25 protein-coding genes are annotated in these 26,191 nt (G+C 63.8%); 6 read left to right on the top strand and 19 right to left on the bottom strand.

The features are described from left to right. On the bottom strand, nt 1-737 hold a 737-nt coding region (locus EOA75_RS07550; protein ID WP_164747307.1), incomplete at its 3' end, for an AMP-binding protein. Between the two features lie 476 nt (nt 738-1,213). Between EOA75_RS07550 and EOA75_RS07545 the strand changes: the two genes are divergently transcribed. Genes EOA75_RS07545 through EOA75_RS07525 form a run of 5 tightly spaced genes read left to right on the top strand, consistent with a single transcriptional unit; the run spans nt 1,214 to nt 6,470 of the window. After that, nucleotides 1,214-2,812, top strand: coding sequence for an ABC transporter substrate-binding protein (locus EOA75_RS07545; protein WP_067003638.1), 1,599 nt, complete (start codon nt 1,214-1,216; stop codon nt 2,810-2,812). 50 nt (nt 2,813-2,862) lie between these two features. After that, complete coding sequence (locus EOA75_RS07540) at nt 2,863-3,870, top strand: ABC transporter permease subunit (RefSeq protein WP_067003640.1); 1,008 nt, start codon at nt 2,863-2,865, stop codon at nt 3,868-3,870. 26 nt (nt 3,871-3,896) lie between these two features. Then, nucleotides 3,897-4,781 carry an ABC transporter permease subunit gene (locus tag EOA75_RS07535; RefSeq protein ID WP_245322339.1) on the top strand — a complete coding sequence of 295 codons (885 nt, stop codon included), beginning with the start codon at nt 3,897-3,899 and terminating at the stop codon, nt 4,779-4,781. After that, nucleotides 4,781-5,632 (top strand): ABC transporter ATP-binding protein, encoded by an 852-nt coding sequence (locus tag EOA75_RS07530; protein ID WP_127323973.1) that lies wholly within the window; start codon nt 4,781-4,783, stop codon nt 5,630-5,632. The genes EOA75_RS07535 and EOA75_RS07530 overlap by 1 nt, the downstream gene beginning before the upstream one ends. Nucleotides 5,633-5,645: 13 nt before the next feature. Beyond that, on the top strand, nt 5,646-6,470 hold the full coding sequence (locus tag EOA75_RS07525; protein ID WP_067003757.1) for a dipeptide ABC transporter ATP-binding protein: 825 nt from the start codon (nt 5,646-5,648) through the stop codon (nt 6,468-6,470). 23 nt (nt 6,471-6,493) lie between these two features. Here EOA75_RS07525 and EOA75_RS07520 read toward each other — a convergent pair whose 3' ends face one another. From EOA75_RS07520 to EOA75_RS07435, 18 genes are all read right to left on the bottom strand, one after another. Further along, entirely contained in the window at nt 6,494-7,774 is a 1,281-nt protein-coding gene (locus EOA75_RS07520; protein ID WP_095799280.1) for a cysteine desulfurase-like protein, read from the bottom strand. A 39-nt stretch (nt 7,775-7,813) separates the two neighbouring features. After that, nucleotides 7,814-8,488, bottom strand: coding sequence for an amino acid ABC transporter permease (locus EOA75_RS07515; protein WP_067324409.1), 675 nt, complete (start codon nt 8,486-8,488; stop codon nt 7,814-7,816). A gap of 108 nt (nt 8,489-8,596) precedes the next feature. Further along, nucleotides 8,597-9,382 (bottom strand): ABC transporter substrate-binding protein, encoded by a 786-nt coding sequence (locus EOA75_RS07510; protein WP_067003647.1) that lies wholly within the window; start codon nt 9,380-9,382, stop codon nt 8,597-8,599. 84 nt (nt 9,383-9,466) lie between these two features. After that, nucleotides 9,467-10,606 carry an aminotransferase class V-fold PLP-dependent enzyme gene (locus EOA75_RS07505; RefSeq protein WP_067324411.1) on the bottom strand — a complete coding sequence of 380 codons (1,140 nt, stop codon included), beginning with the start codon at nt 10,604-10,606 and terminating at the stop codon, nt 9,467-9,469. Nucleotides 10,607-10,761: 155 nt separating this feature from the next. Further along, nucleotides 10,762-11,490 (bottom strand): GntR family transcriptional regulator, encoded by a 729-nt coding sequence (locus EOA75_RS07500; RefSeq protein ID WP_067324745.1) that lies wholly within the window; start codon nt 11,488-11,490, stop codon nt 10,762-10,764. A gap of 226 nt (nt 11,491-11,716) precedes the next feature. Beyond that, complete coding sequence (locus EOA75_RS07495) at nt 11,717-12,112, bottom strand: RidA family protein (protein ID WP_067324413.1); 396 nt, start codon at nt 12,110-12,112, stop codon at nt 11,717-11,719. Between the two features lie 42 nt (nt 12,113-12,154). Continuing rightward, nucleotides 12,155-13,303 carry an acyl-CoA dehydrogenase family protein gene (locus EOA75_RS07490; protein ID WP_127323972.1) on the bottom strand — a complete coding sequence of 383 codons (1,149 nt, stop codon included), beginning with the start codon at nt 13,301-13,303 and terminating at the stop codon, nt 12,155-12,157. Between the two features lie 81 nt (nt 13,304-13,384). Beyond that, nucleotides 13,385-14,197, bottom strand: a complete 813-nt coding sequence (locus EOA75_RS07485) for an enoyl-CoA hydratase family protein (RefSeq protein WP_095824270.1) — start codon at nt 14,195-14,197, stop codon at nt 13,385-13,387. Continuing rightward, nucleotides 14,194-14,658, bottom strand: coding sequence for a MarR family transcriptional regulator (locus EOA75_RS07480; protein ID WP_067324419.1), 465 nt, complete (start codon nt 14,656-14,658; stop codon nt 14,194-14,196). The genes EOA75_RS07485 and EOA75_RS07480 overlap by 4 nt, the downstream gene beginning before the upstream one ends. Continuing rightward, nucleotides 14,652-15,410, bottom strand: a complete 759-nt coding sequence (locus EOA75_RS07475) for an SDR family NAD(P)-dependent oxidoreductase (RefSeq protein ID WP_095824269.1) — start codon at nt 15,408-15,410, stop codon at nt 14,652-14,654. Before EOA75_RS07475 ends, EOA75_RS07480 begins: the two co-directional genes overlap by 7 nt. Nucleotides 15,411-15,579: 169 nt before the next feature. After that, complete coding sequence (locus EOA75_RS07470) at nt 15,580-17,874, bottom strand: bifunctional salicylyl-CoA 5-hydroxylase/oxidoreductase (protein ID WP_127215081.1); 2,295 nt, start codon at nt 17,872-17,874, stop codon at nt 15,580-15,582. A 187-nt stretch (nt 17,875-18,061) separates the two neighbouring features. After that, entirely contained in the window at nt 18,062-18,661 is a 600-nt protein-coding gene (locus tag EOA75_RS07465) for a VOC family protein (protein WP_095799285.1), read from the bottom strand. 82 nt (nt 18,662-18,743) lie between these two features. Next, entirely contained in the window at nt 18,744-19,574 is an 831-nt protein-coding gene (locus EOA75_RS07460) for an ATP-binding cassette domain-containing protein (RefSeq protein ID WP_127323971.1), read from the bottom strand. Then, complete coding sequence (locus EOA75_RS07455; RefSeq protein WP_164747306.1) at nt 19,567-20,445, bottom strand: ABC transporter ATP-binding protein; 879 nt, start codon at nt 20,443-20,445, stop codon at nt 19,567-19,569. The genes EOA75_RS07460 and EOA75_RS07455 overlap by 8 nt, the downstream gene beginning before the upstream one ends. Before the next feature lie 8 nt (nt 20,446-20,453). Continuing rightward, nucleotides 20,454-21,302: an ABC transporter permease gene (locus tag EOA75_RS07450; protein WP_127215078.1), complete on the bottom strand. Its 849-nt coding sequence runs from the start codon at nt 21,300-21,302 to the stop codon at nt 20,454-20,456. Next, nucleotides 21,295-22,302 (bottom strand): ABC transporter permease, encoded by a 1,008-nt coding sequence (locus EOA75_RS07445; RefSeq protein WP_095824264.1) that lies wholly within the window; start codon nt 22,300-22,302, stop codon nt 21,295-21,297. The genes EOA75_RS07450 and EOA75_RS07445 overlap by 8 nt, the downstream gene beginning before the upstream one ends. A gap of 100 nt (nt 22,303-22,402) precedes the next feature. Beyond that, nucleotides 22,403-23,929 carry an ABC transporter substrate-binding protein gene (locus EOA75_RS07440; RefSeq protein ID WP_127323969.1) on the bottom strand — a complete coding sequence of 509 codons (1,527 nt, stop codon included), beginning with the start codon at nt 23,927-23,929 and terminating at the stop codon, nt 22,403-22,405. Nucleotides 23,930-24,038: 109 nt separating this feature from the next. Beyond that, complete coding sequence (locus EOA75_RS07435; protein ID WP_127215077.1) at nt 24,039-25,613, bottom strand: NAD(P)/FAD-dependent oxidoreductase; 1,575 nt, start codon at nt 25,611-25,613, stop codon at nt 24,039-24,041. A gap of 119 nt (nt 25,614-25,732) precedes the next feature. On the opposite strand from EOA75_RS07435, the gene EOA75_RS07430 reads away from it, so the two are divergent. Then, the coding region (locus tag EOA75_RS07430) for a cyclase family protein (protein WP_206516973.1) at nt 25,733-26,191 on the top strand (459 nt) is incomplete at its 3' end.

Below are 26,191 nucleotides of genomic sequence, written 5' to 3'. Positions count from 1 at the left end.
TGCTTGACCGGCGTCCGGGCGATCACCGCCTGCAGCGTGTTGGCGAAGTTCTCCAGAATGACGATGGCCTGCGCGCCGGAATCTTTGAGCTGATGCTCCAGCTCGCGCGGCGTGTAGAGCGGGTTGACGTTCACCACCGTGAAGCCGGCGCGAAGCACGGCCATCATCGCTACCGGGTATTGCAAAACGTTCGGCATCATCAGCGCCACGCGCGCGCCCTTCTCCAGTCCCTTCGACTGCAGATAGGCGCCGAAGGCCGCCGAAAGCCGCTCGAGCTCGGCATAGGAGATCGACTTGCCCATGCACACGAACGCCGGCCGGCTGGCGAACTGCTTGCAGGCGCCGACGAGGAAGTCGCCGATGGAATCGTAAGGCAGCGGACCGATCTCCGCCGGCATGTTCTTCGGGTAGTTTTTCAGCCAAGGCTTTTCCGGCAACCCTGCCGCGAGTTCCGTGATCGCCTTGGGCAGCCGCCTGGCCGATCCCGAGGCCGTCTTTGCGGCCGCAGGCCTGGCGGTCTTTGCGGTTGCAGCCTTGGCGGCGGATTTGGGGTTCGTCTTCTTTGCAGCGGCAGCCGGTTTCACAGTGGTCTTCGGCTTGGAGCCGGCCTTCGCAGGTGACGGCGTTTTGGCTGGCGAAGCGGTCTTGGAAGATGAAGCCAAGGCCGCGCCCGCATCGACGGGCGCGGCCTTGGCTGTTGCCTTCGCCGGGGGCGTTGTCTTTGCTGCTTTTGCCACCAAATCCCTCCCTGGTGTCCTGGTCTTGCTGCTGCGCCGCATCTCTTTCCGATTTCGGAAGCGTTCCTCCGCTGCGGCCGATTGCGGATTCCAAGAAATCCGGCCTGGCGTCTATGTATTGCCTCTATCGGCGGCCGTGCAAGTCTTGCCCCAGCGGCAGCGGCGGAAAGATTTGCCGCCGAAATCCTGTCCCTCGACGCCTCCCGCAGGCGTGTCCCCACGAGGACTTGGGATCGCAGGCAGGAGCTTCTTGTTCCATTTCGGCAGAGGCTCAATCAATAAAAAAATGCGGTTGTTAACATTAGCGTGAGCGAAAAATTCTGCTCATTTTTTCTGCTATTTGAGGAAAATGCGGATTCTTTTCCTGCTTACCGTGGGGTACGCAAACGGGGTGTTCCAAAGCCCCAAAAACGGTGCTTATATGCGCGCTTCGCGAGCCTGATAGAGGGGCTTGGAAGAACATCAGGGAGTGCTCAATGAAAAAGACAATGACTTTTGCAGCCGCGTTGCTGGCTGCAAGCGTCCTCGGCGGGATGGCCAATGCAAAGACGCTTGTTTATTGCTCGGAAGCGTCGCCGGCCAATTTCGATCCGGGTACGACGACGGGCGGCAACGACTTCGACGCTTCGTCGCGCACGGTCTATTCGCGCCTGGTCGAGTTCAAGCATGGCGGCACCGAGATCGAGCCCGGCCTCGCCGACAAATGGGAAATCTCCGACGACGGCTTGGTCTATACTTTCCACCTGCACCCTGGCGTGAAGTTCCAGACCACCGACTATTTCAAGCCGACCCGCGACCTCAACGCCGATGACGTCGTCTTCTCGTTCGACCGTCAGTTCAACAAGCAGAATCCGTGGAACGGCGAGAAGTATCTGCCGAACCTGACCTGGGATTACTACACCGGCATGGACATGCCGAAATACGTCGCCAAGTGGGAAAAGGTCGACGACCTCACCGTCAAGCTGACGCTGACCGAGCCGAACGCGCCGATGCTGGCCAATCTCGGCATGGACTTCGCCTCGATCGTGTCGAAGGAATATGCCGACCAGCTCGAGAAGGAAGGCAAGATGGCCGACTTCTCGACCAAGCCGATCGGCACCGGGCCGTTCCAGTTCGTCGACTATCAGCTCGATTCGGTCATCCGCTATGCGGCGAACCCCGACTACTTCAAGGGCAAGGAGAAGATCGACGATCTGGTCTTCGCCATCACGCCTGACGCGACCGCCCGGATCCAGAAGGTGCTGGCCGGCGAATGCGATGTCGCTCCCTATCCGAACCCGGCCGACATCGCCACCATCAAGGCCAACAAGGACGTGACCCTGATGGATCAGGCCGGCCTCAACATCGGCTACATGAGCTACAACACCACGATCCCGCCGCTCGACAAGCCGGAGGTTCGTCACGCGCTCAACCAGGCGATCGACCGGGAAGCGCTGATCAAGTCGCTGTTCCAGGACGCTGGCGCGACGCCGGCGCAGAACCTGATCCCGCCGACCATGTGGTCGTGGAACAAGGATGTGAAGTTCGATTCCTATGATCCGGAAGCGGCCAAGAAGGTGCTGGCCGACGCCGGGCTGAAGGAAATCCAGCTCTGGGCTTCCGATCGCGTTCGTCCTTACAACCCGAACTTTCAGCGCGCGGCTGAGCTGATCCAGGCCGATTGGGCCAAGGTCGGCGTCAAGGCCGAGATCGTCAACTACGAGTGGACCAAGTATCGCGAGGAAGGCAAAAAGAAGGAGCGTCCCGGCGCCTTCCAGATCGGCTGGACCGGCGACAATGGCGATCCGGACAATTTCTTCGCCACCCTCTTCGCGTGCTCGGCCATCGGCGTCTCGAACTATTCCAGCTGGTGCGACAAGGACTTCGAGGACCTGATCCAGAAGGCCAAGAAGACCAGCGACCAGGGCGAGCGCACCAAGCTCTATGAGCAGGCGCAGGAAATCTTCGCCAAGCAGGCGCCGGCCTTCCTGCTGGCTCACAGCCAGGTCTATGCCGTTGTTCGCAACAACGTCAGCGGCTTCAAGATGGACCCGCTCGGCATTCATCGCTTCGACGGCGTTGACAAGGCCGAGTAATATTTGCGAACGGGGCGGCGCGAATTGTCGCCGCCCCATTCCATTTCACGATGCTCAGATATCTCCTCAACAAAATCGCACTTCTGATCCCGACGCTCGTCGGCATCACCATCTGCGCCTTCGCCTTTGTCCGGCTGCTGCCCGGCGATCCGATCCTGGCCATGGCCGGCGAGCATGGCGTCACCCCCGCCCGCTACGAAGAGCTCAAGGAACAGTTCGGCTACAATCTGCCGGTCTGGGAGCAGTATGCGCGCTATGTCGGCGAGGTCGCGACCGGCGATTTCGGCGTCTCGATTTCCTCCAAGCGCCCGGTGCTCCAGGAGTTCAAGACGCTCTTTCCGGCGACGCTGGAATTGTCCTTCTTCGCCATGATCTTCGCCATGGCGATCGGCATCCCGGCCGGCATATTCGCGGCCGTCAAACGCGGCTCATGGTTCGATCAGTCGTTGATGGGCACCGCGCTGGTCGGCTATTCCATGCCGATCTTCTGGTGGGGCCTGCTGCTCATCATCTTCTTTTCCGGCTATCTCGGCTGGACGCCGGTGTCGGGCCGCATGGGCCTGCAGTTCTTCCTGAAGCCGATCACCGGTTTCATGACCATCGACAGCATCCTCTACGGCAAATGGGACGCGCTGCGCTCGGCGCTCAGCCATCTCATCCTCCCGGCGATCGTGCTCGGCACGATTCCGCTGGCGGTGATCGCGCGCCAGACCCGTTCGGCCATGCTCGAGGTGCTCGGTGAAGACTATGTCCGCACCGCCCGCGCCAAGGGCCTTTCCGCCGCCCGCGTCATCGGTGCGCACGCACTTCGCAACGCCCTGATCCCGGTCGTCACCACGATCGGCCTGCAGGTCGGCACGCTGCTTGCCGGCGCCATCCTCACCGAAACCATCTTCGCCTGGCCGGGCATCGGCAAGTGGATGGTGGATTCCATCTTCAAGCGCGACTATGTCGTCGTGCAGTCAGGTCTGCTTTTGATCGCACTCATCGTCATGGCCGTTAACCTCATCGTCGACGTGCTTTATGCCGTCATCAACCCGCGCATCAGGGCGGCGTGATGAGCCAGTCGACCGAAATCGCCCCGATGGCCGCCGGCAGCCCGGACCGGCTGACTGGCTTCAAGACCTTCTGGCACTATTTCTCGGTGAACCGCGGCGCCGTCATCGGCCTGGTCGTCTTCATCCTGCTGGTGCTGGCGGCGCTCTTTGCGCCGTTGCTGGCGCCCTATGCACCCGACGTGCAGGACAAGACCGCCTTCCTCAGGCCGCCGGCCTGGCAGGCGGGCGGCAGCTCGCAATATATCCTCGGCACCGATCCGGTCGGCCGCGACATCCTCTCGCGCCTGCTCTATGGCGCGCGTTTCTCGCTGCTCATCGGCGCCGTCGTCGTCACGCTGGCCCTCGTCGGCGGCATCACGCTCGGCTTGCTGGCAGGCTATTTCCGCGGCTGGGTCGACGTCGCGATCATGCGCGTCATGGACCTGATCCTGGCCTTCCCGTCGCTACTTCTGGCGCTGGTGCTGGTCACCATTCTCGGGCCCGGCCTGTTCAATGCGATGCTGGCGATCTCGCTCGTCCTGCAGCCGCATTTCGCCCGCCTGGTGCGCGCTGCCGTGATGGCCGAGAAGAGCCGCGAATATGTCGTGGCTGCCAAGGTCGCCGGCGCCGGGCACCTGAGGCTGATGCTCAAGACCATCCTGCCGAACTGCCTGGCGCCGCTGATCGTCCAGGGCACGCTGTCCTTCTCGAACGCCATCCTGGAAGCCGCAGCGCTTGGCTTCCTTGGCCTCGGCGCTCAGCCGCCGACACCGGAATGGGGCACCATGCTGGCCTCGGCGCGCGAATTCATCCTGCGCGCCTGGTGGGTGGTGACTTTCCCCGGCCTTGCCATACTTATCACGGTGCTCGCCATCAACCTGATCGGCGACGGCCTGCGCGACGCGCTCGATCCGAAGCTCAGGAGGTCGTGATGGCATTGCTCGATATCCAGAACCTCGTCGTCGAGTTCCAGACCGCCTCCGGCCCGTTCCGCGCCGTCGACGGCGTCTCGCTCCGTGTCGACGAGCGCGAGGTGCTCGCCATCGTCGGCGAATCCGGCTCCGGCAAGTCGGTGTCGATGCTGGCGGTTATGGGCTTGTTGCCCTGGACCGCCACTGTCACCGCCGACCGCATGACGTTCGGCGGCCGCGATCTCCTCAAGATGGGTCCGGCCGAGCGCCGCAAGATCATCGGCAAGGACATTGCCATGATCTTCCAGGAGCCGATCGCCAGTCTCAACCCTTGCTTCACCGTCGGCTTTCAGATCGAGGAAGTGCTGCGCTTCCATCTCGGCATGGATCGCGCACAGCGCCGGGCGCGCGCCATCGAGTTGTTGAAGCAGGTCGGCATTCCGGAGCCGGCCGAGCGGCTCAACTCCTTCCCGCACCAGATGTCGGGCGGCCAATGCCAGCGCGTCATGATCGCCATGGCCATTGCCTGCAATCCGAAGCTGCTGATCGCCGACGAGCCGACAACCGCGCTCGACGTCACCATCCAGAAGCAGATTCTCGATCTGCTTGTGTCGCTGGAGGCCAAATACGGCATGGGGCTGATCATGATCACCCACAATATGGGCGTGGTCGCCGAGACCGCCGATCGCGTCATCGTCCAATACAAGGGCCGCAAGATGGAAGAGGCCGACGTGCTGTCGCTGTTCGAGAACCCCAAGAGCAACTATACGCGCGCGCTGCTGTCTGCGCTGCCGGAGAACGCCGTCGGCGACCGGCTGCCGACCGTCTCCGACATGCTGTTCGAGCCGGCGCCCCCAGAAGCCAGTGCATGACCGGAGCCGGCGCATGACCAAGGTTGTCGAAGGCAAGAACATCAAACGCGACTACCATGTCGGCGGCGGCCTGTTCCGCCCCGCGCGCACGGTGCATGCGGTGAAGGGCGTCTCCTTCAGCGTCGATAAGGGCAAGACGCTCGCCATCGTCGGCGAAAGCGGCTGCGGCAAGTCCACGCTCGCCCGCATCATCACGCTGATCGATCCCGCGACCGCCGGCGATTTGTTCATCGACGGCAACAAGGTCGACATCGCCAAGGACGGGTTGACCAAGGAAATGCGCCGCAAGGTGCAGATCGTCTTCCAGAATCCCTACGGGTCGCTCAACCCGCGTCAAAAGATCGGCGACGTGCTCGGCGAGCCGCTGCTGATCAATACCGACAAGCCGGCCGAGGAACGCCGCGACCTGGCGATGAAGATGCTGAAGAAGGTCGGTCTCGGCCCCGAGCACTACAACCGCTATCCGCATATGTTCTCCGGCGGTCAGCGCCAGCGCATCGCCATTGCCCGCGCACTGATGCTGAACCCGAGCCTGCTGGTGCTGGACGAGCCGGTCTCGGCGCTCGATCTTTCGGTGCAGGCGCAGGTGCTCAACCTGCTCGCCGACCTGCAGGACGAGTTCAAGCTGACCTATGTCTTCATCAGCCACGATCTGTCGGTGGTGCGTTATATCGCCGACGACGTGATGGTGATGTATTTCGGCGAGGCGGTCGAATACGGCTCGCGCGACGAGGTCTTCTCGGACCCCAAGCACAGCTACACCAAGACGCTCTTCGCCGCGACGCCGCGCGCCGACGTGGCAAGCATCAAGGCAAGGCTGGCGAAGAAGGCGGCGTAAGGCTCGAACCAGACGTCCGGGCGTCACGCCAGCTTCGCAATGATCGCCCGCAGCGCTTCACCGAAGCGGTGCACTTCCTCGACCGTGTTGTAGTGCACCAGCGAGGCGCGGATCGCGCCGCTGTCCATCGACAGGTTCAGCCGCTTCATCAGCCGTGGCGCGTACATATGGCCGTCGCGGATGCCGATCTGCAAGGCCGCCATCTCCTCGACGATCCTTTGCGGCGACAGTGTGCCGATGTTGAAGCAGAAGGTCGGCACGCGCTCATGGATACACGCCTCGTCGGCGACGCCGTAAATTGTCGCGCCGCAGGCCTTCAGCACTTTCATCATCTCGCGCGCCAGCGTCAGCTCGTACTCGCGGATGGCGTTCATGCCGGCGGCGATGTTGTCGCGGCGCGAGCGGTTGTTCTCGGCCAAGAAATTGCGGCCGATCGACTCCAGGTAGCGCACCGCTGCGTCGATGCCGGAGACATTCTCGTAGATGAAGGTGCCGGCCTCGACCTTGTAGGGCGGCTCATCCGGGATGAAGTCCTCGCGGAAGGTCGGCAGCCGCTTCAGCGTTTCGAAGCGGCCCCAGAGAAAACCCATATGCGGCGAGAAATTCTTGTAGCCTGAGCAGACGAGATAGTCGCAGTCCCAGGCCTGCACGTCGATCAGCCCGTGCGGCCCGTAGTGCACGCAGTCGAGGAACACTTCCGCGCCTGCCGCATGCGCGATCTTGGCGACCGAAGCGACATCGACAATCGAGCCGATCGAGTGCGCGGTCACCGTGCAGGCGACGAGCCGGGTGCGGTCCGACATCAGCGGCTTGAGGTCGTCGACATGCAGATTGCCGTCCTCGCGCATGCGCCACCATTTGAACCTGGCGCCGGCCTGCTCCAGCGCCAACCACGTGGCGATGTTGGCGTCATGGTCCATGTCGGTGACGACGATCTCGTCGCGTTCCGAAAGCATCTGGCCGATGCCGAGGCTGACAAGGCGGATGAACGAGGTGGCGTTCATGCCGAAGCAGATTTCGGACGGGCTGTAGGCGTTGATCAGGAGCGCCACACTCTCACGCGCTTCGGCGACGGACTGGTCGACGGTGACGCTGCGGCCGTAGCGGCCGCCGCGCTGCACGTTGTGCGCCACCAGATGGCTGGTCACCGCGTCGAGCACGCTTTGCGGGATCTGCGCACCGGCGGCGTTGTCCATGAAGATGAAGTCGCCGGCCTGCCGGAGCGCCGGGAACATGGCGCGGATCTTCTCGACCGGGAACGAAGCGGCGCTCTCCTGCGCCTTCGAAACATGGTGCTGGTTCACGGGAGTCTCCTTCAGCTAATCGAGGTCATTCTAAGGGGATCAGTGCGCGGACCGAGCTTTGCCGCGCTCTTCGAGGTAGCCGACCAGCCGCACCAGCGGCCACAGGAAGGCGAGATAGATGATCGCCGCGCCGATCAGCGGCGTCGGATTGGCCATCAGCGCCTGCGCGTCGGTCGCCTGCTTCAAGAGGTCCGGCATCGCCACCACGGAGGCGAGCGCGGTGTCCTTGAACACCGAGACGCAGTTGCTGGTGAGCGGCGGAATGACGACGCGGATCGCTTGCGGCAGGATCACCTTGCGCATGGCGACCCAAAAGGGCAGGCCGAGCGCCGACGCCGCCTCGAACTGGCCCTTCGGAATGTTCTCGATGCCGGCGCGGCAGACTTCCGCCGTGAAGGCCGCCAACACCAGTGACAGCGCAAGTGCTGCCGAGACGAAGGACGACAGGCGGATGCCGATGAAGGGCAGGGCGTAGTAGATCAGGATCAGCACCACCAGGATCGGAAGCGCGCGGAACATGTCGATATAGAGCGTCGCCAGCCGCCTGAGCGGCTTCGGCGCGTAGAGCCGCACCAGGCAGATCGCCAGCCCGCCGATCGTGCCGAAGATGATCGCCGCGCAGCCGAGCAGAATGGTGTTGCCAAGACCGCGGATCAGGATCGGAAACGATCGGACCAGGATGCCCCAGTTGAAGAAGGTGTCGATCAGTTCCATCGGCGCTCACCGTGAGACAAGGTTCGCCGTGTTGGGCGAGACCCAAATGGTCGAAGCGAGAGCGCCAACTCTTGCTGCCGCTCTCGTCGGAATTTCTGATTAGCCGGCTTATTGCGGGATCGGGCCAGGCGTCACCGTGCTGGTGCCGGCTTCCGGATCGACGCCGAACCACTTCTTGTGGATCGCGGCCATGGTGCCATCCTTCTTCATTTCGCTGATGGCGTCGTTGACTTTTTCAAGCAGCGGATGGCCCTTCTTGGTCATCATGGCGAAGCGCTCGCCGGTCGGGATGCGCACCAGGATCTTTAGCGCTGGCATCTGCTTGATGGCGAACAGGAAGCCGGCGAGCTCGCCCGCGCCGCCGTCGATGCGGCCGTTCTGCACGTCGAGCAGAAGGTCCTGCTGGGCGTTGTAGCTCTTGGTCTCTGCAACGCCGAGCTTGGCGGCGTTCTCCTTCATGTAGGCTTCGCCTGTCGAGCCGGCGATGACCCCGATGGTCTTGCCCTTCAGATCGTCGAGCGATTTGATGGCGGAATCCGCCTTGCCGACGATGGTACCGTCGCTGTCGTAATAGGCTTGCGTGAAGCCCTGGTTCTGCAGCCGCTCCTTGGTGACCGAGATCGAGGACACGGCAAAGTCGATGCGGCCCGAAGCGGTCGCTGCGAACAGCGCCTGGAAGCCGAGGTCCTGGAACTCGACCTCTGCGCCGATGCGCTTGGCGACATCATTGGCGACGTCGATCTCAAACCCCTCGAAGGCACCGGAATCGGTCTTGTATTCCCATGGCGGGTTGGCCGGATAGGCGCCCACCATGATCTTGTCGGCGAAGGCGGGCGCCGCAAAGGCAAGGCCGGCAGCGACGGCCATCCCAATCAGTCCTAGACGTTTCAACATCTTGCTTCCCTCTGGTTCGGTTCCTGATCCGCCCCTTTCCGGCGCCAAACTCCCGGGCGCCGCAGGCGAGGCGGTACCTGAATTTCACGACGCGCGGCGTCGCCGCGAACCGATATGCTTCGTGAGTTGCGCGATCAGCGCGTCGACCGCCGTCTCTGTGGTGACCATGCCGGGAGACAGCCGCAGCGTCGTGCCGCGCGCATCGCAGTAAAGCCGCTCGTCGCGAAGCGCAGCTATGATCTTCGCCGGCTCGGTACCTTGCGGCAGGCCGAGCATCACGCTGCCGCCACGTTCACTGGCATCGAGCGGCGAGCGGATCTCCCAGCCATTCTCCAGCGCGGCGCCGATGATACGCTCGACGAGCCCGGCATTCTGCGCGCGGATGATGTCGATGCCGGTCTGTTCCACCCACTCCAGCCCGGGCAGCGAGGCGACGCTTGCCAGGATCGCCGGCGTGCCATGATCGAAGCGGCGCGCATCGTCGGCGTAAGTGAAAGCGTCGAGGTCCCAGGAGAACGGGTTCGGCTGACTGAACCAGCCCCGCAACTCCGGCCGGCAGGACGCCAGAAGGTCAGGCGCGACCTGCAAAAGGCCGGCGCCGGAGGATCCACACAGCCATTTGAGCGAAGTCGAGACGACGAAATCGACCGGCGTCGCGGCAACCGAAAACGGCGCCACGCCGATGCCTTGTGTGACATCAACGCCGACTATGCTGCCCACGGCGCGGCCATGCGCGGCGAGGCGGCCGACATCGCAGCGGTGCGAGGCCGTCGAGGTGACGAAGGTAATGAGCGCGAGCCCGACATCCGCCTGCCAGCGGTCGATGAAATCCTGGTCGCGAACCCAGGTCTCGCCAGGCCGCAATGGGACGGTGTCGAGGGTGAAGCCGAAACGCTCTCCCAAGCCCGCCAGCAGGAAATGCAGGCTAGGAAAACAGTCGGCGGCGACCAGCAGCCGCTTTCCCGCCAGCCGCTCCGTCGGCAAGCCACCGATCAGGCTATAGAGCGCGGCGGTGACATTCTCGGCCGTGGTCAGCGTGCCTTGCGGCGCCTCGATCAGCCGCCTCCAGGCATCGATGAAGCGTTGCCGCGCCGCAAGCGCGGCAGGCCACTGACCGTCGTCTTCCGCCGACCAGATGTTGGAGAAATCCGTCAGCGAGGCGGCCATTCGCTCGGCCTTGCCGGGGAAGGTGCCGATCGAATGATAGAGAAAATAGCCGGACATTCGCTGTCTCCCTGTGATCATGTGATCACAAATACGGACAGGGATCAATGCGCCGCGGCTGAAGAAATGCGGGTCAGCGCCTCACAATCCGGCTGTTCTCTTGGTCCAGGAGCTTGGCCCAGGCGGCTTCAAAGCCACTCTGCGGCGGCCGCCTATCAAGGCGCCCTTCCGAAAGCGGCAAAATCGACCGGTCTGGGCTCCGGCACGTCAGGACAGATCGCCCGCAATGTCGCTTGCGTCGCCGTGATATCGGCCACCACCTCGTCGCGCGCGCGGGTGAAATCCTTGTCCTTGATGGCCGCTATGATCGCGACGTGCCGGCCCGAAGGCTCCATGGTGCCGGCGCGCATCAGCGGCGCGACATGGTTGGACAACAGCCGCATGTACGGACCGAAGCGCAGCCACAGCGTCTCGATCAGCTGAAACAGCACATCGGAGCCGGAGGCGCGGTATATGGTGAAGTGGAACTGCTGGTTCTTGGCGATCAGCTCGTAGATGCTGCCGTCGCGGCCGATCGCCCGCTGGTCGTCAGTAACCCTTTGCAGCAAGCCGATCTCGGCTGCGGTCAGGCGCGGCGCGCCAAGCTCGGCGGCCAGCCCCTCGACGGCGAGGCGGGCCCGGCAGAGGTCGTCGAGCCGCGCCCGCGTCACCACCGGCACGCAGGCTGAGCCGTTCTGCGAGATTTCCAGCGCGTTCTCCGCCGCCAGCCGCCGCAACGCCTCGCGCACCGGCATGTTTGAGGTGCCGAAAGCCTCCGCCAGCGAGGCGATGGTCAGCACCTGCCCGGGATCGAAGCTGCCGACCATCAGGGCATGGCGAAGTTGCTGGTAGACGCCGTCCTGGACAGTAATGCGTCCCGATACTGGTTCGAAGCCCAGAGCCACGCTTTTGCTTTCCTTGGTGCCGGCAAAGTTTATGTGCGAATATCCGCCCGACGCGGGGATGATCATCTGATCACAGATTGTGGCGGCAGCCAAGCGGCCCTTGCCGTACTGTCACGGCAATGCTGACGCACGGAAGGCAGACACGATCCCTCGAGCGCGCCGAGTTGGAGTAGCCGCCTTCGCCGCTTCAGGCCATTGCGAAATAGAAGCCAGTAGCGCCTCCGACTCACTCCGGAATAATTGCGATTGCCTGTATCTCCACCTTCGCCCGGTCCTCGACCAGCGCCACCACCTGCATGGCGGCCATCGCCGGAAAATGCCGGCCGATGACGGCGCGGTAGACTTCGCCGATCCCTTTGAGGTTGGCGAGGTACTCGGCCTTGTCGGTAAAATACCAGGTCATCGAGGTGATGTGCTGCGGCTCCCCGCCGGCCTCGGCGAGAACGGCGACGACATTGGTGAGGGTCTGGCGCACCTGATCGACGAAATCGTCGGTCTCGAACCGGCACTCGGCATTCCAGCCGACCTGGCCGCCGATGAAGACCAGCCGGCCACGCGCGGCAACGCCGTTGGCATAGCCGATCGGTTTGGCCCAGCCTTCCGGCTGCAGGATCGTGTGCATGTCTAGCCTCCCTTAAGTGAAATGCGGTCCGCAAGCATGATCTCACGCCGCTCCCATCACTTGCCTGGCGATCACCACTTTCTGCACGTCGGAAGCGCCCTCATAGATGCGCAGCGCGCGTATCTCGCGATAGAGGCTCTCGACGATGTGGCCCTTGCGCACGCCGTCGCCGCCATGCAGTTGCACCGCCTTGTCGATCACTTCCTGCGCCTTGTCCGTGGAGAACAGCTTGGCCATTGCCGCCTCGCGAGTGACGCGGGCGGCGCCCATATCCTTGGTCCAGGCGGCGCGATAGACGAGCAGGGCGGCGGCGTCGACATCCAGCGCCATGTCGGCGATGTGGCCCTGCACCATCTGCAGTTCGGCCATCGGCGCGCCGAACAGTTTTCGCTCGGACACCCTTTTGATGCTTTCGTCCAACGCTCTTCGAGCAAAGCCGAGCGCCGCGGCACCCACCGTCGAGCGGAAGACGTCGAGCACCGACATGGCGATCCGAAAACCGTCGCCGGGTTTGCCGATCAGGGCGGAAGCCGGAACGCGCACATTGTCGAAGGAGAGCCGCGCGAGTGGATGCGGGGCGATAACTTCCAATCGTTCGGCGATGCCAAGGCTTTTAGTGTCCGCAGGCACGATCAAAGCGGAAATTCCCTTGGCGCCGGGCGCCTCGCCGGTGCGGGCGAAAACAATGTATACGTCGGCAATGCCGCCATTGGAGATCCAGGTCTTCTCGCCCGAGAGCAAGTAGAAATCGCCGTTGCGGACAGCCGCCATTTCCATGTTGGCGACATCCGATCCCGAGCGCGGCTCCGACAGCGCAAAGGCTGTGATCGCCTGGCCCGCCCGAGTCTTTTCCAGCCAGCGCTGCTGCTCCGGCGTGCCGAACAGCGAGATCGCGCCGGTGCCAAGGCCCTGCATGGCGAAGGCGAAGTCGGCGAGCCCGTCATGGCGCGCCAGTGTCTCGCGGGTGATGCAGAGCGTGCGCACGTCGAGCGGCTCCGGCTTGTCGGGATCGAGCGCCGTCGGCTTCAGCCAGCCGTCGCGGCCGAGCATGGAGACGAGGTTGCGGCAGGCCGCGTCGACATCGTGGTGATCGACGGGCAGGTTCTTGGTGCACCAGGCGTCGAGATTTTCGGCAAGTTCGCGATGGCGGTTTTCAAAGAAGGGCCAATGGAGGAAGGAACGGTCAGGCATCGGTGCCTCCGCACCTCTGCGAGGTTTGCACTTTACGGCGCCCCCCTCTGTCCTGCCAACGTATCCAGCATCGCGCTCATCTCAATTCCCCTCGAACACCGGCTTTTCCTTGGCCACGAACGCCTTGTAGGCGCGCTCGAAATCGCCGGTCTGCATGCAGATCGCCTGTGCCTGCGCTTCCGCCTCGATCGCCTGGTCGAGACCCATCGACCATTCCTGGTTCAACTGCGTCTTGGTGATGCCGTGCGCGAAGGTCGGGCCGGAGACGATGCGAGCTGCCATCTCGAGCGCGTCGGCCTCGAGCACCGCCGCATCGACCAGCCGATTGTAAAACCCCCAACGTTCGCCTTCGGCCGCGCTCATGGTGCGGCCGGTGTAAAGCAGCTCGGCGGCGCGGCCCTGGCCGATGATGCGGGGCAAGATCGCGCAGGCGCCCATGTCGCACCCGGCAAGGCCGACGCGGGTGAACAGGAAGGCGGTCTTTGCTTCCGGCGTCGCGATGCGGATGTCGGAGGCCATGGCGATGATCGCGCCGGCGCCGACGGCGACGCCATCCACCGCCGCGATGATCGGCTTGCCGCAATTCAGCATGGCTTTGACGAAGTCGCCGGTCATGCGCGTGAAGGAGAGCAGCGCCTTCATGTCCATCTTGACCAAGGGTCCGATGATGTCGTGGACATCGCCGCCCGAGCAGAAATTGCCGCCATTGGGCAGGAACGCCACGGCATCGACATCATCGGCGTAAGCGAGATCGCGAAAAGTGTCGCGCAGCTCCGCATAACTGTCGAAGGTCAGCGGGTTCTTGCGCTCCGGCCGGTCGAGCCGGACCTTCGCGACCCTGCCTTCCACCTCCCAGAGGAAGTGCTTCGGCTTGAGCTTGGCCATGGCGCTCATTCGCGTCCCTCCCAATTGCTGCGGAACGATTTCAGCATGCCGGTCAGCCGGCGCGCTTCGTCCTCGCTGACAGTGCCGAGGAGCTCGCCGACCCAGTTCTCATGCGCCGCGGCGATTGCCGCGAAAGACTTCGAACCTTCTTCGGTCAGCCGCACCATCGAGGTGCGGCGGTCGCCGTTGCGGCGCGCGCGCGTCACCAGCCCTTCGGAGACCAGCCTGTCGACGATGCCGGTGATGTTACCGTTCGACACCAGCAGGAATCGCGACAGGTCGCTCATCAGCATGCCCTCCGGCGAGCGGTAGAGCGCCGCCATCACGTCGAAGCGCGGCAGCGTGGTGTCGAACTCCTTCTTCAGTCGCTCGCGCAGCTCGGCCTCGATCGTGCGCGAAGCACGCAGCAGGCGGATCCACAGCCGCAACCTGTCCTTGCCCGGCCCGATAGACGTCGGTCCCGCTACCATGTCTCGCCTCCCGAGACCGAGATCGCCTGTCCGGTGATCGACCGCGCCGCATCGCTGCAGAGCCAGAGCACCGTCGCTGCGACCTCTTCCGGCTGGATGAAACGTGCCTGCGGGTTCGCAGCCGAAAGGCTCGCGCGTGCCTCATCGGCGGAACGGCCGGTCTTCTCGATGATGCGCTGGATGGAGTCCTCCAGCATGTCGGTTTCGACGAAGCCCGGGCAGATGGCGTTGACGGTGATGCCGGACTTGGCGGTCTCGGCTGCGAGCGCCCGCATCAGCCCGACGACGCCATGCTTGGCCGCTACGTAGGGCGCGACATACGCGTAGCCCTTCAGTCCGGCGGTCGAGGCAATGAAAACGATACGGCCTGTCTTCCGCGCCAGCATGCCGCCAAGCGCCGGCTGCACCGCCAGGAAGGCGCCGGTGAGGTTGACGTCGAGCGAGCGCCGCCAGTCGGCGAGGGAGGTCTTGTGCGCCGGCGCACTGACAGCCATCCCGGCATTGGCGACGACGATCTCGAAGGGACCGCGCGCCGCCTCGGCCTTCTCGTACAGCGCCGTCATGTCGGCTTCGTCGGTGACATCGGCGCCGATGCCGAAGATGCGGTCGTTTGCCTTCGCGACTTCATTCAGCGCGGCCTTGCGGCGGCCACAGATGGTGACCTCGACGCCGGCTTCCGCCAGCGACAGTGCGATCGCACGGCCGACGCCGGAGCCGCCGCCGGTGACCAGCGCATGCTTGCCGGCAATCATGCGCCAGTCCTCCAGGCAAGGCGCTGCGCCTCATCCTTACCCTCTCCCCGTGAAGGACGGGGAGAGGGGGCCGCCAGCGTTTGAGCTTGTGCCTTCTTCCCGTCCTTCACGGGGAGAAGGTGCCGGCAGGCGGATGAGGGGCGGCGCCGACGTGAAAACATAAATGCGCTCATACCTTCAGCCCTGCCGCCGCTTCGCGTTCGGCCAGCCGGTAGATCTGGTCGCGTCCGCGCAGATAAGGATCCGGCCATTTGACGCCGCGGTCGCCGAGGGTGACGGCCGCATGCAGCGTCCAATAGGGATCGCTGAGATGCGGCCGGGCCAGCGCCACCAGATCGGCGCGTCCTGCCATCAGGATCGAGTTGGCGTGGTCCGGCTCGTAGATGTTGCCGACCGCCATCGTCGCCATGCCGACCTCGTTGCGGATGCGGTCGGAGAACGGCGTCTGGAACATGCGGCCATAGACCGGCTTCGCGGCGATCGTGGTCTGGCCGGCCGAGACGTCGCAGAGATCGACGCCGGTTTGATGCAGAAGCTTGGCGATCTCGACCGCATCGGCCGGCGTGACGCCTTCGATGCCCACCCAGTCATTGGCCGAGATGCGCACCGAGATAGGCTTTTCGGCCGGCCACACGGCGCGCACCGCGTGGAAGATCTCCAGCGGATAGCGCATGCGGTTCTCCAGCGAGCCGCCATAGTCGTCGGTGCGCCTGTTGGTCAGCGGCGTGATGAAGGCGGAGAGCAGATAGCCATGCGCGGCATGGATCTCCAGCATGTCGAAGCCGCAGCGCTCGGCCATCTCCGCCGAGGCGACGAACTGGTCGCGCACAAGGTCCATGTCGGCGCGGTTCATCGCCTTCGGCACCTGATTCTGCGGCGACCACGGCACGGCTGAAGGCGCCATCACCGGCCAGTTGCCGGACGGCAGCGGCTCGTCCGTTCCTTCCCAGCCGAGGCGGGTCGAGCCCTTCGGGCCTGAATGGCCGATCTGGGCGCAGATCTTGGCTTCGGTCTCGGCGTGGACGAAATCGACCAGCCGCTTCCAGGCGACCTCATGCTCGGGCTGGTAGAAGCCGGTGCAGCCAGGGGTGATGCGTCCCTCCGGGCTGACGCAAGTCATCTCGATATAAACGAGCCCGGCCCCGCCCTTGGCGCGCTCGGCATAGTGGGCGAAATGCCAGTCGGTCGGGCAGCCGTCGACCGCCTTGTACTGGGCCATCGGCGAGACGACGATGCGGTTCGTGAGCGCCATCTCGCGCAGTCTGAATGGCGCGAACATCGGCGCGCGGCGCAGCATGTTGCCGCCGGCGCCGGCCTTGCGCTGGAACCATTCCTCCGCGCCCGCCAGCCATTCGGCATCGCGCAGACGAAGGTTCTCGTGGCTGATGCGCTGCGAGCGGGTGAGCAGCGAATAGTTGAATTGAACTGGATCCAACCCGAGATAACGTTCGACTTCCTCGAACCATTCGAGCGAGTTGCGCGCCGCCGATTGCAGTTTCAGCACCTCGGTGCGGCGAGCATCTTCGTATTTGCGGAAGGCCGCTTCGAGGTCGGACTCGGACTCGACATAGTCGGCGAGCGCGACGGCGCTTTCCAGGGCCAGCTTCGTGCCGGATCCGATCGAGAAATGCGCCGATGCCGCCGCGTCGCCCATCAGCGCCAGATTCTTGTAAGACCAGCGCTCGCAAAGCACGCGCGGGAAGTTGATCCAGGCCGAACCTCTGATGTGATTGGCATTGGTCATCAGCGAATGGCCGCCGAGATGCTTTTCGAAAATGCGCTCGCAGACAGCGATCGATTCCTGCTGCGTCATCGCGCCGAAACCGAAGGCAGCCCAGGTCTGTTCGCTGCATTCGACGATGAAGGTCGCGGTCTCGCTGTCGAACTGGTAGGCATGCGCCCACACCCAGCCATGCTGCGTCCTTTCGAAGATGAAGGTGAACGCGTCGTCGAATTTCTGCGTGGTGCCGAGCCACACGAACTTGCATTTGCGCGTGTCGATGTCGGGCTTGAAAACGTTGGCGAAGGTGGCGCGCGACTTCGAGTTCAATCCGTCGGCCGCAACGACAAGGTCGTGCGTTTCCATGAACGGCCTGGGATCGGAAATCTCGGTCTCGAACATCATCTTGATGCCGAGCTCGCGCGCTCTGCGCTGGAGCAGAATTAAAAGCCGCTTGCGGCCGATGCCGCAGAAGCCGTGGCCGGTCGACACCGTGCGCACGCCGTCATGAATGACGGCGATGTCGTCCCAGTAGGCAAAATGCTTCCTGATCCAGACCGCGCTGACAGGGTCGTTCCTGGTCAGGTTCTCCAGCGTTTCGGCCGACAGCACCACACCCCAGCCGAACGTATCGTCGGGGCGGTTGCGCTCGTAGACCGTCACGTCATGCGCGGCGTCGCGCAGCTTCAACGAGATGGCAAAATAGAGGCCGGCCGGTCCGCCGCCGAGAACCGCAACCTTCATGTCTTGCGATCTCCTCTAGAGCAATTCCAGGAAAAGTGCGTAGCGGTTTCCCGTCCGGAATTGCGTCAAACGCTCAATGGGCATCAGGGACCGCCGAGGGGCCGGCGGTTCCAACATCAGTATCGCGCCTGCCGGCAATTATTTCAAGCTTAAAGTTTCATAATTGAACAATTGCGGCGCGATCAGCTCACTTGGCTGGATCTTTGGGACTCCACAGCACAGTCTCGGCGCCTTTCTCGTAAGCCATGCCGTCGGGATAGCTGATCGCTTCCAGCTGCAGTCCCCAGGGCGCCTGGAAATAGAGGATGGTTTGGCCGGCGGCCGGTCCTTCTTTGACCGGCAGAGGACCCATCCTGGTCTTCACGCCCTTGGCGTCGAGATAGGCCTTCGCGGCGGCGACATCGTCGACATAGAAGGCGATATGGAAGCCGCCGATGTCGCTGTTCTTCGGGGTCAGGTCCTTCTGGTCGGGCGCGGTGTATTTGAACAATTCGATGTTCGATCCATAGCCGCAGCGCACCAGGGTGATCTCCTCGATTACCGCTTTTGGATCGACGCCGAGCAGGTCCTGCATGAAGGTGCCCTTGTCGTCGGCGAACGGGCCGAAGGACATCGCCTTCTTGCAACCGACCACATTGGTGAAGAAGTCGACGGCCTGCTTCATGTCGGGCACGGTGACGCCGGTATGGTCGTGGCCGCGCATGCCGGGGATCGAGTCGGCCGAAGCCATTCCCATTGAGCCGAACAGGATTGCGCCGACCATTGCGCCGCTTGTGGCGTATTTCATGTCACCCTCCTTTGGCGGGCTGACTTTGCTCCCATGCACATCCGAGGCCCGCTGTTCGGTGTGCGGACAAGGTTTGCCTTTCTCATGCCGGTGCCTTTGCAGGCGGCTGCAGCCAGTCCGCATCGATCTCAGGCAGCGGGATGGCAGCGAGCAGGTCGCGCGTGTAAGTCTCCTTCGGATTGTCGAAGAGCGCGTCGGTTGCGCTGGCTTCGACGATCCTTCCCTCGCGCATGACGATGACTTGCCGGCAGAGCCGCCGGATCACCGACAGATCATGGCTGATGAAGGCGACCGTCAGCCCCATCTCGGCCGCGAGCTTTTCCAGCAGCGTCAGGATCTGTGCCTGCGTCGAGACGTCGAGGCCGGAGACGATCTCGTCGGCCAGCACGAATTTGGGCGACAGCGCCAGCGCCCGTGCGATGCCGACGCGCTGGCGTTGCCCGCCGGACAGCTCGTGGCGGTAGCGGCCGACAAAACTCTGCGGCAGGCCGACGCGCTGCAGGGCTTCCGCCACGCGCTCCTTCAGCCGGTCGCCAAGCCCGTTCTGCCTCAAGGGTGCCGCGATGATGTTGAAGATGGTGTGCCGCGGGTTGAGCGAGGACATCGGGTCCTGGAAGATCATCTGCAGGTCGCGACGCAGTGGTCTGAGCTCCGCTTCCGAAAGATGGCCGATGTCTCGCCCTTCGAAGCAGATCGAGCCGGCGCTCGGCTCGATCAGCCGCACCAGCGCGCGGCCGAGCGTCGACTTGCCGGAACCGGATTCGCCGACGATGCCGGTCACCGATCCCTTGGGCAGGTCGAAGTCCAGTCCTTTGAGGATCTCGGCCAGTGGCGCCCGGCCGATCAGCGGCTTGCGCGTCATGTCGGGCAGCGCCACCTTCAGCCCGCGGACGGAAAACAGTGGCTCAGCCATGGCTTGGCCTCCACGCCCTGTCGGCGCCCGCGATCTCGTCCGCGAGCCCGGCCAGCACGGTTTCGTTCACCGGCTTCAGCGATGCGTAGGGATCGGTATAGCGCGGCGTCGCCGCGATCAGCGCCCGCGTGTAGGGGTGCTGCGGCGATGCGAACAGGTCGGGGGTCGCGGCTTCTTCGACCACCTTGCCGGCATAGAGCACCGACACTTTCTGGCTGATCTTGGCGACGACACCGAGATCGTGCGTGACGAACAGAAGCGCCGTGCCGTGGTTGCGCTGCAATTGCGCGATGAGGCGCAGGATCTGCTTCTGCACGGTCACGTCCAGCGCCGTCGTCGGCTCGTCGGCGACGATCAGCCTGGGCTCGGCGGCGAAAGCGGCCGCGATCAGCACGCGCTGGCGCATGCCGCCGGAGAGTTCGTGCGGATAGCATTTCAGAACACGCTCGGGCTCGCGGATCTGCACCTCGTGGAGCAACTGCCGGATACGCTTGTCTGCCTTCTCGCCGCTCCAGCCGAGGATGCGCACCAGCCGGTCGGTCATCTGCGGGCCGATGCGGCGCGACGGGTTGAGCGCGGTGAGCGGGTCCTGTGGGATCAGCGCGGTACGCGCGCCGATCAGCGTCCGCCGCGCCTTCGCATCGAGGCGGCCGAGATCCTCGCCCTCGATCAGCATCTCGCCCTCGACGATGCGCACGCTTTTCGGCAGCACGCCGAGCACCGCCTTGCCGATCATCGTCTTGCCGGCGCCGCTCTCGCCGACCAGCGCGCGGACTTCGCCCGGCTGCACGGTGAGCGACACCGAGCGCAGCACGCGCTGGCCGTTGGGCAGCACGGCGCTCAAGGAGCGGATTTCGAGGCATGGTTCCATATTGGCGCTCATCGCAGCACCGGATCGAATCGCGCCTTCAATCCTTCGCCGAACTGGCTGAAGGACAGCACGGTGAGGATCAATGTGATCAGCGGGAACACCAGCACCCACCAAGCCTGGTGGATCGACAGCCGGCCTTCGGCGATGATGCCGCCCCAGGTCGGATCGTCGGTCGAGATCGACAGATTGACGAAGGAGAGGATCGCCTCGACAATGACGGCGATGCCCATCTCAAGCGACAAGAGCGCCACCACCGACGGCAGCACATTGGGCAGGACTTCGCGCAGCATGATGCCGATGCGGCCATAGCCGGCGATGTGCGCGCTCTCGACATAGTCCATGCGCGCCTGACCCATCGCCTCGGCGCGGATCACGCGGCAGAACCGCGTCCAGTCGATGACGGCGATGGCGATGATGACGGAGCTCAAGCCGGTGCCCAGCACCGCGACCAGAAGGATCGCGAACAGCACCGGCGGGAAGGCCATCCAGACATCGACGATGCGCGAGATGACGCGGTCGGCCCAACCGCCGAAATAGCCGGCAATGAGCCCGAGCGCCGAGCCGATGATGCAGGCGGACGCCGCCGCGGCGAAGGCGACGATGAAGGCGATGCGGCCGCCGAAGATCAGCCGTGACAGGAGATCCCTGCCGAGGCTGTCGGTGCCCAGCCAATAGCCGGGCTCGGCGCCATCGAGCCAGAAGGGCGGCAGACGCTCGAGCATCAGGTCCTGCGCCAGCGGATCTTGCGGTACGATCAGCGGCGCCAAGATGGCCGCAAGCAGCGCCAGCAGAAGCCAGCCGCCGGCCAGCCATAGCCGCGGGCTGAAGCGCCGTCGCGAAATGCGCGCCTCATCCATGACGCAGCCTCGGATTGAGCAGCGCATACATCATGTCGACGGCAAGGTTGATCAGCACGAAGAGCAGCGCGAAGACCAGAACGATGCCCTGGATCAGCGGCAGGTCGCGGTTGATGACGGCATCGATCGCCATATTGCCGAGACCCTCATAGGAGAACAGCCGCTCGACGATGACCGTGCCGCCGATCAGGAAGGTGAACTGCACGCCCACCAGCGTCAGCGTTGGCAGCGCCGCGTTCTTCAACGCCTCGCGCAGGATAACCTGCGTTTCGGAAAAGCCTTTGACCCGCGCGAGCACGACATAGTCGAGGTCGAGCACTTCCTTCAGCGACTGTTTCAGGAGTTGCGCGATGATCGCCGCCAGCGGCAGCGCCAGCGCGATCGCCGGCATCAGCATGTGCTTGAGCAGATCCCAGGTGAGATCGAAGCGGAGCCGAAGTAGGCTCTCGGCCAGATAGAACTGGGTGACGAAGGGCAAATCGAGCTGCGGCGACACTCGCCCCGAAATGTCGAACACCGGGATGAGCACGCCGAACAGCAGGATCAGCACCAGGCCCCACAGGAAATCGGGGATGGAGAGCGTCGCGCCGCTGGCGATGTCGATGCCGGCTTCGACCGCCGTGCCGCGCGAACGCGCACCGAGGATCGCAGCGGAGACGCCGATCGCCACCGCCATCAGCAGCGCGATGGTTGCCAATTCCAACGTCGCCGGCAGCCGGTTGAAGACGAGGCCGAGCACATCCTGGCGCAGCGAGATCGAAGTGCCGAAATCGCCATGCAGCACGCCGGCGAGCCAGATGAAGAACTGCTGCACAATGCTCTTGTCCAGCCCATAGAGCGAGCGCAGACGCGCTATGTCGTCATTGCTGGCGCCGGGCGGCAGCATCATGGCAATCGGGTCGCCGGGCGCCACGCGGATGACGACGAAGACGACGACGGCGACGCCGAACAGCGTGACCAGCATCGTCATCAGACGAACAAGAAATCTCTGCAGCAGCATGCTCGCTGAGCCTAATGCATTCGGCCCCTCACCCGGCCGGATGAGGGGGCCTGCGTCGTTGGAGAAGGTGCGCTGCGCCAGCGCAGCTTCCCAGATGTCATCAGGCCGGGGTCATCAGCGCCGGCAGCAGCGCGCCCGATACATGCTGCACGACATTGACCTTCTTCGAGTGCACGATCGGCTGAGCATACTGCATCAGCGGCAGCACATAGGCCTGCTCGGCGATGTATTTGTCGACGGCCTTCCAGCCGGCGATGCGCTTGGCCTCGTCCTTCTCGCCCCACAGCGGATTGATCATGTCGATCAGGTCCTGGCTGTCCCACACCGAATGCGGGCTAGGTCCATACATGGCAAAGCCGGTCGAGGTGGTCGGATCGCCGATCGCATTCCCCCAGTTGTAGAAGGCGGCCGGCGCCAGCTTGTCGGCGGCCCGCAGCTCGTAATGCTTGGCGATCTCGTAGACCTCGATATTGGCCTTGATGCCGACCTTGCGCCACATGCCGACGATCGCCTGGATCATCTCATAATCCTTGGGCTTGAAGCCCTTGGTCGTTTGGATGGTGAACTTGACCGGCTTCTTGGGCGAATACCCTGAAGCGGCGAGCAGTTCCTTGGCCTTTTCCGGATTGTGCTCGACTTTGATCGACGCGTCGAAGGCCGTGTATTCCGGCGTCTCCAGCGTGGCGATCGGCTGGCCGTAGCCGCGCAGCAGCCGCTTGACCAAGAGCTCCTTGTCCACCGCCATCACAGCCGCTTGGCGGACGTTCTTGTCGAGCATCGCCTCGATGTCGTTGAAGAAGATCATGCCGATGTCGGAGACATTCTTGATCGAGCCGGCGAGTCCGTCCTTGGCGATCAGCCGGTCATATTCTTCATAGGGGATTTCGAGCGTCACCTGCGAGGAGCCGGACTCGACCTCGGCGACGCGGCTTGCCGCGTCGGTGACGAACTTGATCGTCACGTTCTCGAAGGCTGGCTTGGCACCCCAGTAATTCGGATTGGCCTTCAGCCGCAGGAAGGCGTTGCGCTCGAATTTGTCGACCATATAGGGCCCGGTGCCGATCGGCGCCTTCTCGAAGCCTTCCGCGCCTACCTTCTCGTAATAGGCCTTCGGCATGATGTAGCCGGTCAGGAAAGACATCCATTTGAAATAGACCGGATCGAACTGCACGACGTCGGCGGTGATCTTGTTGCCGTCGATCTTGAAGTTGTTGACGTTCTTCCAGACGAACTGGATCGGATTGCCGGTCTTCTCGTCGCCCGCCCGCTGCAGCGACCAGACAACGTCCTCGGCGGTGAAGGGCGAGCCGTCATGCCATTTTACGCCGTCGCGGACCGTCATCGTCACCTTGCTGCGATCGTCGTTCCAACCCCATTCGGTGAGCAGGCCGGGTGTGAAGGAAAGGTCCGGCTTCTGCGGGATGAACTGGTCGAACACCGACTGGTAGAGGCCTTGGATGGTCGGGTTCACCGCCGAAGGCCCGGTCGTCGGGTCCCAGGATGGCAGGTTCACGTTGTAGGCGATGGTGAGCTCGTCCGCCGCCTTGGCTGCCTTCGGCAGTCCGAGTGTCGCCGCGCCAAGCGCTGCTGCGCCAAACCCAAGCAAATCGCGTCTGTTGATGGTCATGGTCGTTCCCCTTGTTGGTTGTCGGTTTTTGACTTTGATTGTCGCGCGGCGTTGTTTATTCGCAAGGTCTGGTGGGCAACCGCGCCTTGTCCATCCTGGAATTCTGCTGCTAGTGCCCTCCCAGCTGTTGCGCCAGCATGAAGCCGGATCCGGCACCGGTGCCGGCGCCGGGCCATGTCGCGGCGCCGGTGAGGTAGAGGTTCGACACCGGCGTGTTCCAGCGCGCGAAGCCGCGCGCCGGACGGAAGAGAAAATTCTGCGCCAAATGGTGGCTGCCGCAGATCTGGTCGCCGCCGACGAGGTTCGGATTCTCGCGCTCGAGGTCGAGCGGCGAGAAGATCGCGCGGCCGAGGATCTTCTGGCGCAAACCAGGCGCATAGCTCTCGATGATGTCGAGCACGCGCTCGGCATAGGCGTCCTTGACCGCGTACCAGGAACCGGGCGCGATCTTGCCGGCGGCATCGCCAAGGATTTCCGCCGGCAGCATGCGCACCTGGACCCAGAGCACGTGCTTGCCTTCTGGCGCCCGCCAGGGATCGACGGCGGTCGGCTGTCCTACGACGAGCACCGGCTGATCGGGCAGCACGCCGGCAATCGCCTGCTGATAGGTGCGCGACATGGCATCGAGCGACGGCGCCAGATGCACATAGGCGAAGTGGCGAAGCTCGGCGCCGCCGCTCCAGTCCGGCAGATCGTCCAGTGCCAGATGGATCATCATCGTGCCCGGCGCATGGCGGAACTTTTTCATCGCCGCGTCGAAGCCGGCATCGCCGGATCCGTCCGGCAGCAGCTTGCCAGTCAGCGCCTTGGGCGCGACGCCGGCAATGACGGCCTTGCTGGCGACATGGAAATCGCCGGAGGCGAGCCGCACGCCGGTCGCGCGGCCGCCGGCGACGGTGATCTCCGCCACCTCCGCGCCGGCCATGATCTTGCCGCCGGCCGCTTTGACCATGCCGACAAGCGCGCGGATGATGGTGTCGGCGCCGCCCTTGCCGAGCACCATGCCAAAACTCTGGTTGGCCATTGATTCCAGATAAGGGAACACGGCGCCGCCGGCGATGTCGGGCGCGAAGTCGAGATGCATGCCCCAGGCGGCGAGCGTGGTTTGCACGTGCGGCGTCTCGAAATTGTCCTCGAGCCACGCGCGGGGGGAAGACAGCAACAAGCGGCCGGTATCGAGCGCGCCGCCAATGCCTTTCTTGCGCCAAAGATTCCAGGCCGTGCCGGCGAGCGCGCGCGGGTTCATCGGCGATCCGAGCAGCCGAAACAGATGCTCCGCCTCGCCCGGGAAGGCGCCGACCAGCCGGCGCCATGTAGCGGCATCGGCCGCGGAGAAGGCGGCGAGCCGCGATGTCGTCTTCTCGGGATCGTTGCTGACGCCAAACCATCTTCCATCCGGGAAAGCGCTGGCGAAACAGTCGGCGACGGGCGAAAATTCCAGCCCGTGACTTTTCAATTCATTTGCATATTTCCGGTGGAAGGCCGAGCCGGCGAACAGGCTCAGGTTCATCGCGCCGAAGTCATGCCTGAAACCGGGAAGCGTGTATTCCGCGGTCCGAACCGCGCCGCCGATAGTTGCGTTGCGCTCGAAAACCGCGGTTTTCCAGCCTTTGAGCGACAGATGCGCGGCGCAGGCCAGACTGTTGTGGCCCGCACCGACAAAGATGGCGTCGAACTCGCTCACGCCCTGCCCCCAAAATGCTTTATGCTTAAAGATAATTGCAGATGCATATGTTTTCGTCTAGTAGGATATTAAGGGCCGCAACGAGCCTTGATGAGCACGAACAAGAGGGAACGAAGACAATGGACACGCAGAAACTCCTCGGCGAGGTCGCCGGCCAGCTGCTTTCGGGCGCCATCAAGGTGGTCGACCTGTCGGCGCCGCTCGGGCCCAACACGCCGCTGATCAAGCTGCCGCCGGAGCTTGCCGTCGACACGCCGAAGGTCGAGATCCACCCCATTTCAAAGTATGACAAGAACGGTCCGTGGTGGGCCTGGAACTGGCTGAAGCTCGGCGAGCATTCGGGCACGCATTTCGACGCGCCGCAGCACTGGATCACCGGCAAGGACTATCCGGACGGCGCCACCGACACCATCCCGGCGCAGAATTTCGTCGGCCCGGTCAATGTCATCGACTGCTCAGTGGAAGCCGCCGCCGATCACGATTTCCTTCTCACCGTCGACCACATCAAGACGTGGGAGGCCAAGCATGGCACCATCAATGCCGGCGAATGGGTGGTGATGCGCACCGACTGGTACAAG

This window comes from Mesorhizobium sp. M1A.F.Ca.IN.022.07.1.1 (genome assembly GCF_003997575.1).
Classification (GTDB): Bacteria; Pseudomonadota; Alphaproteobacteria; order Rhizobiales; family Rhizobiaceae; genus Mesorhizobium.
The sequence above is the reverse complement of the archived record's forward strand: the minus strand, read 5'-3'. Positions and strand labels throughout refer to the sequence as shown.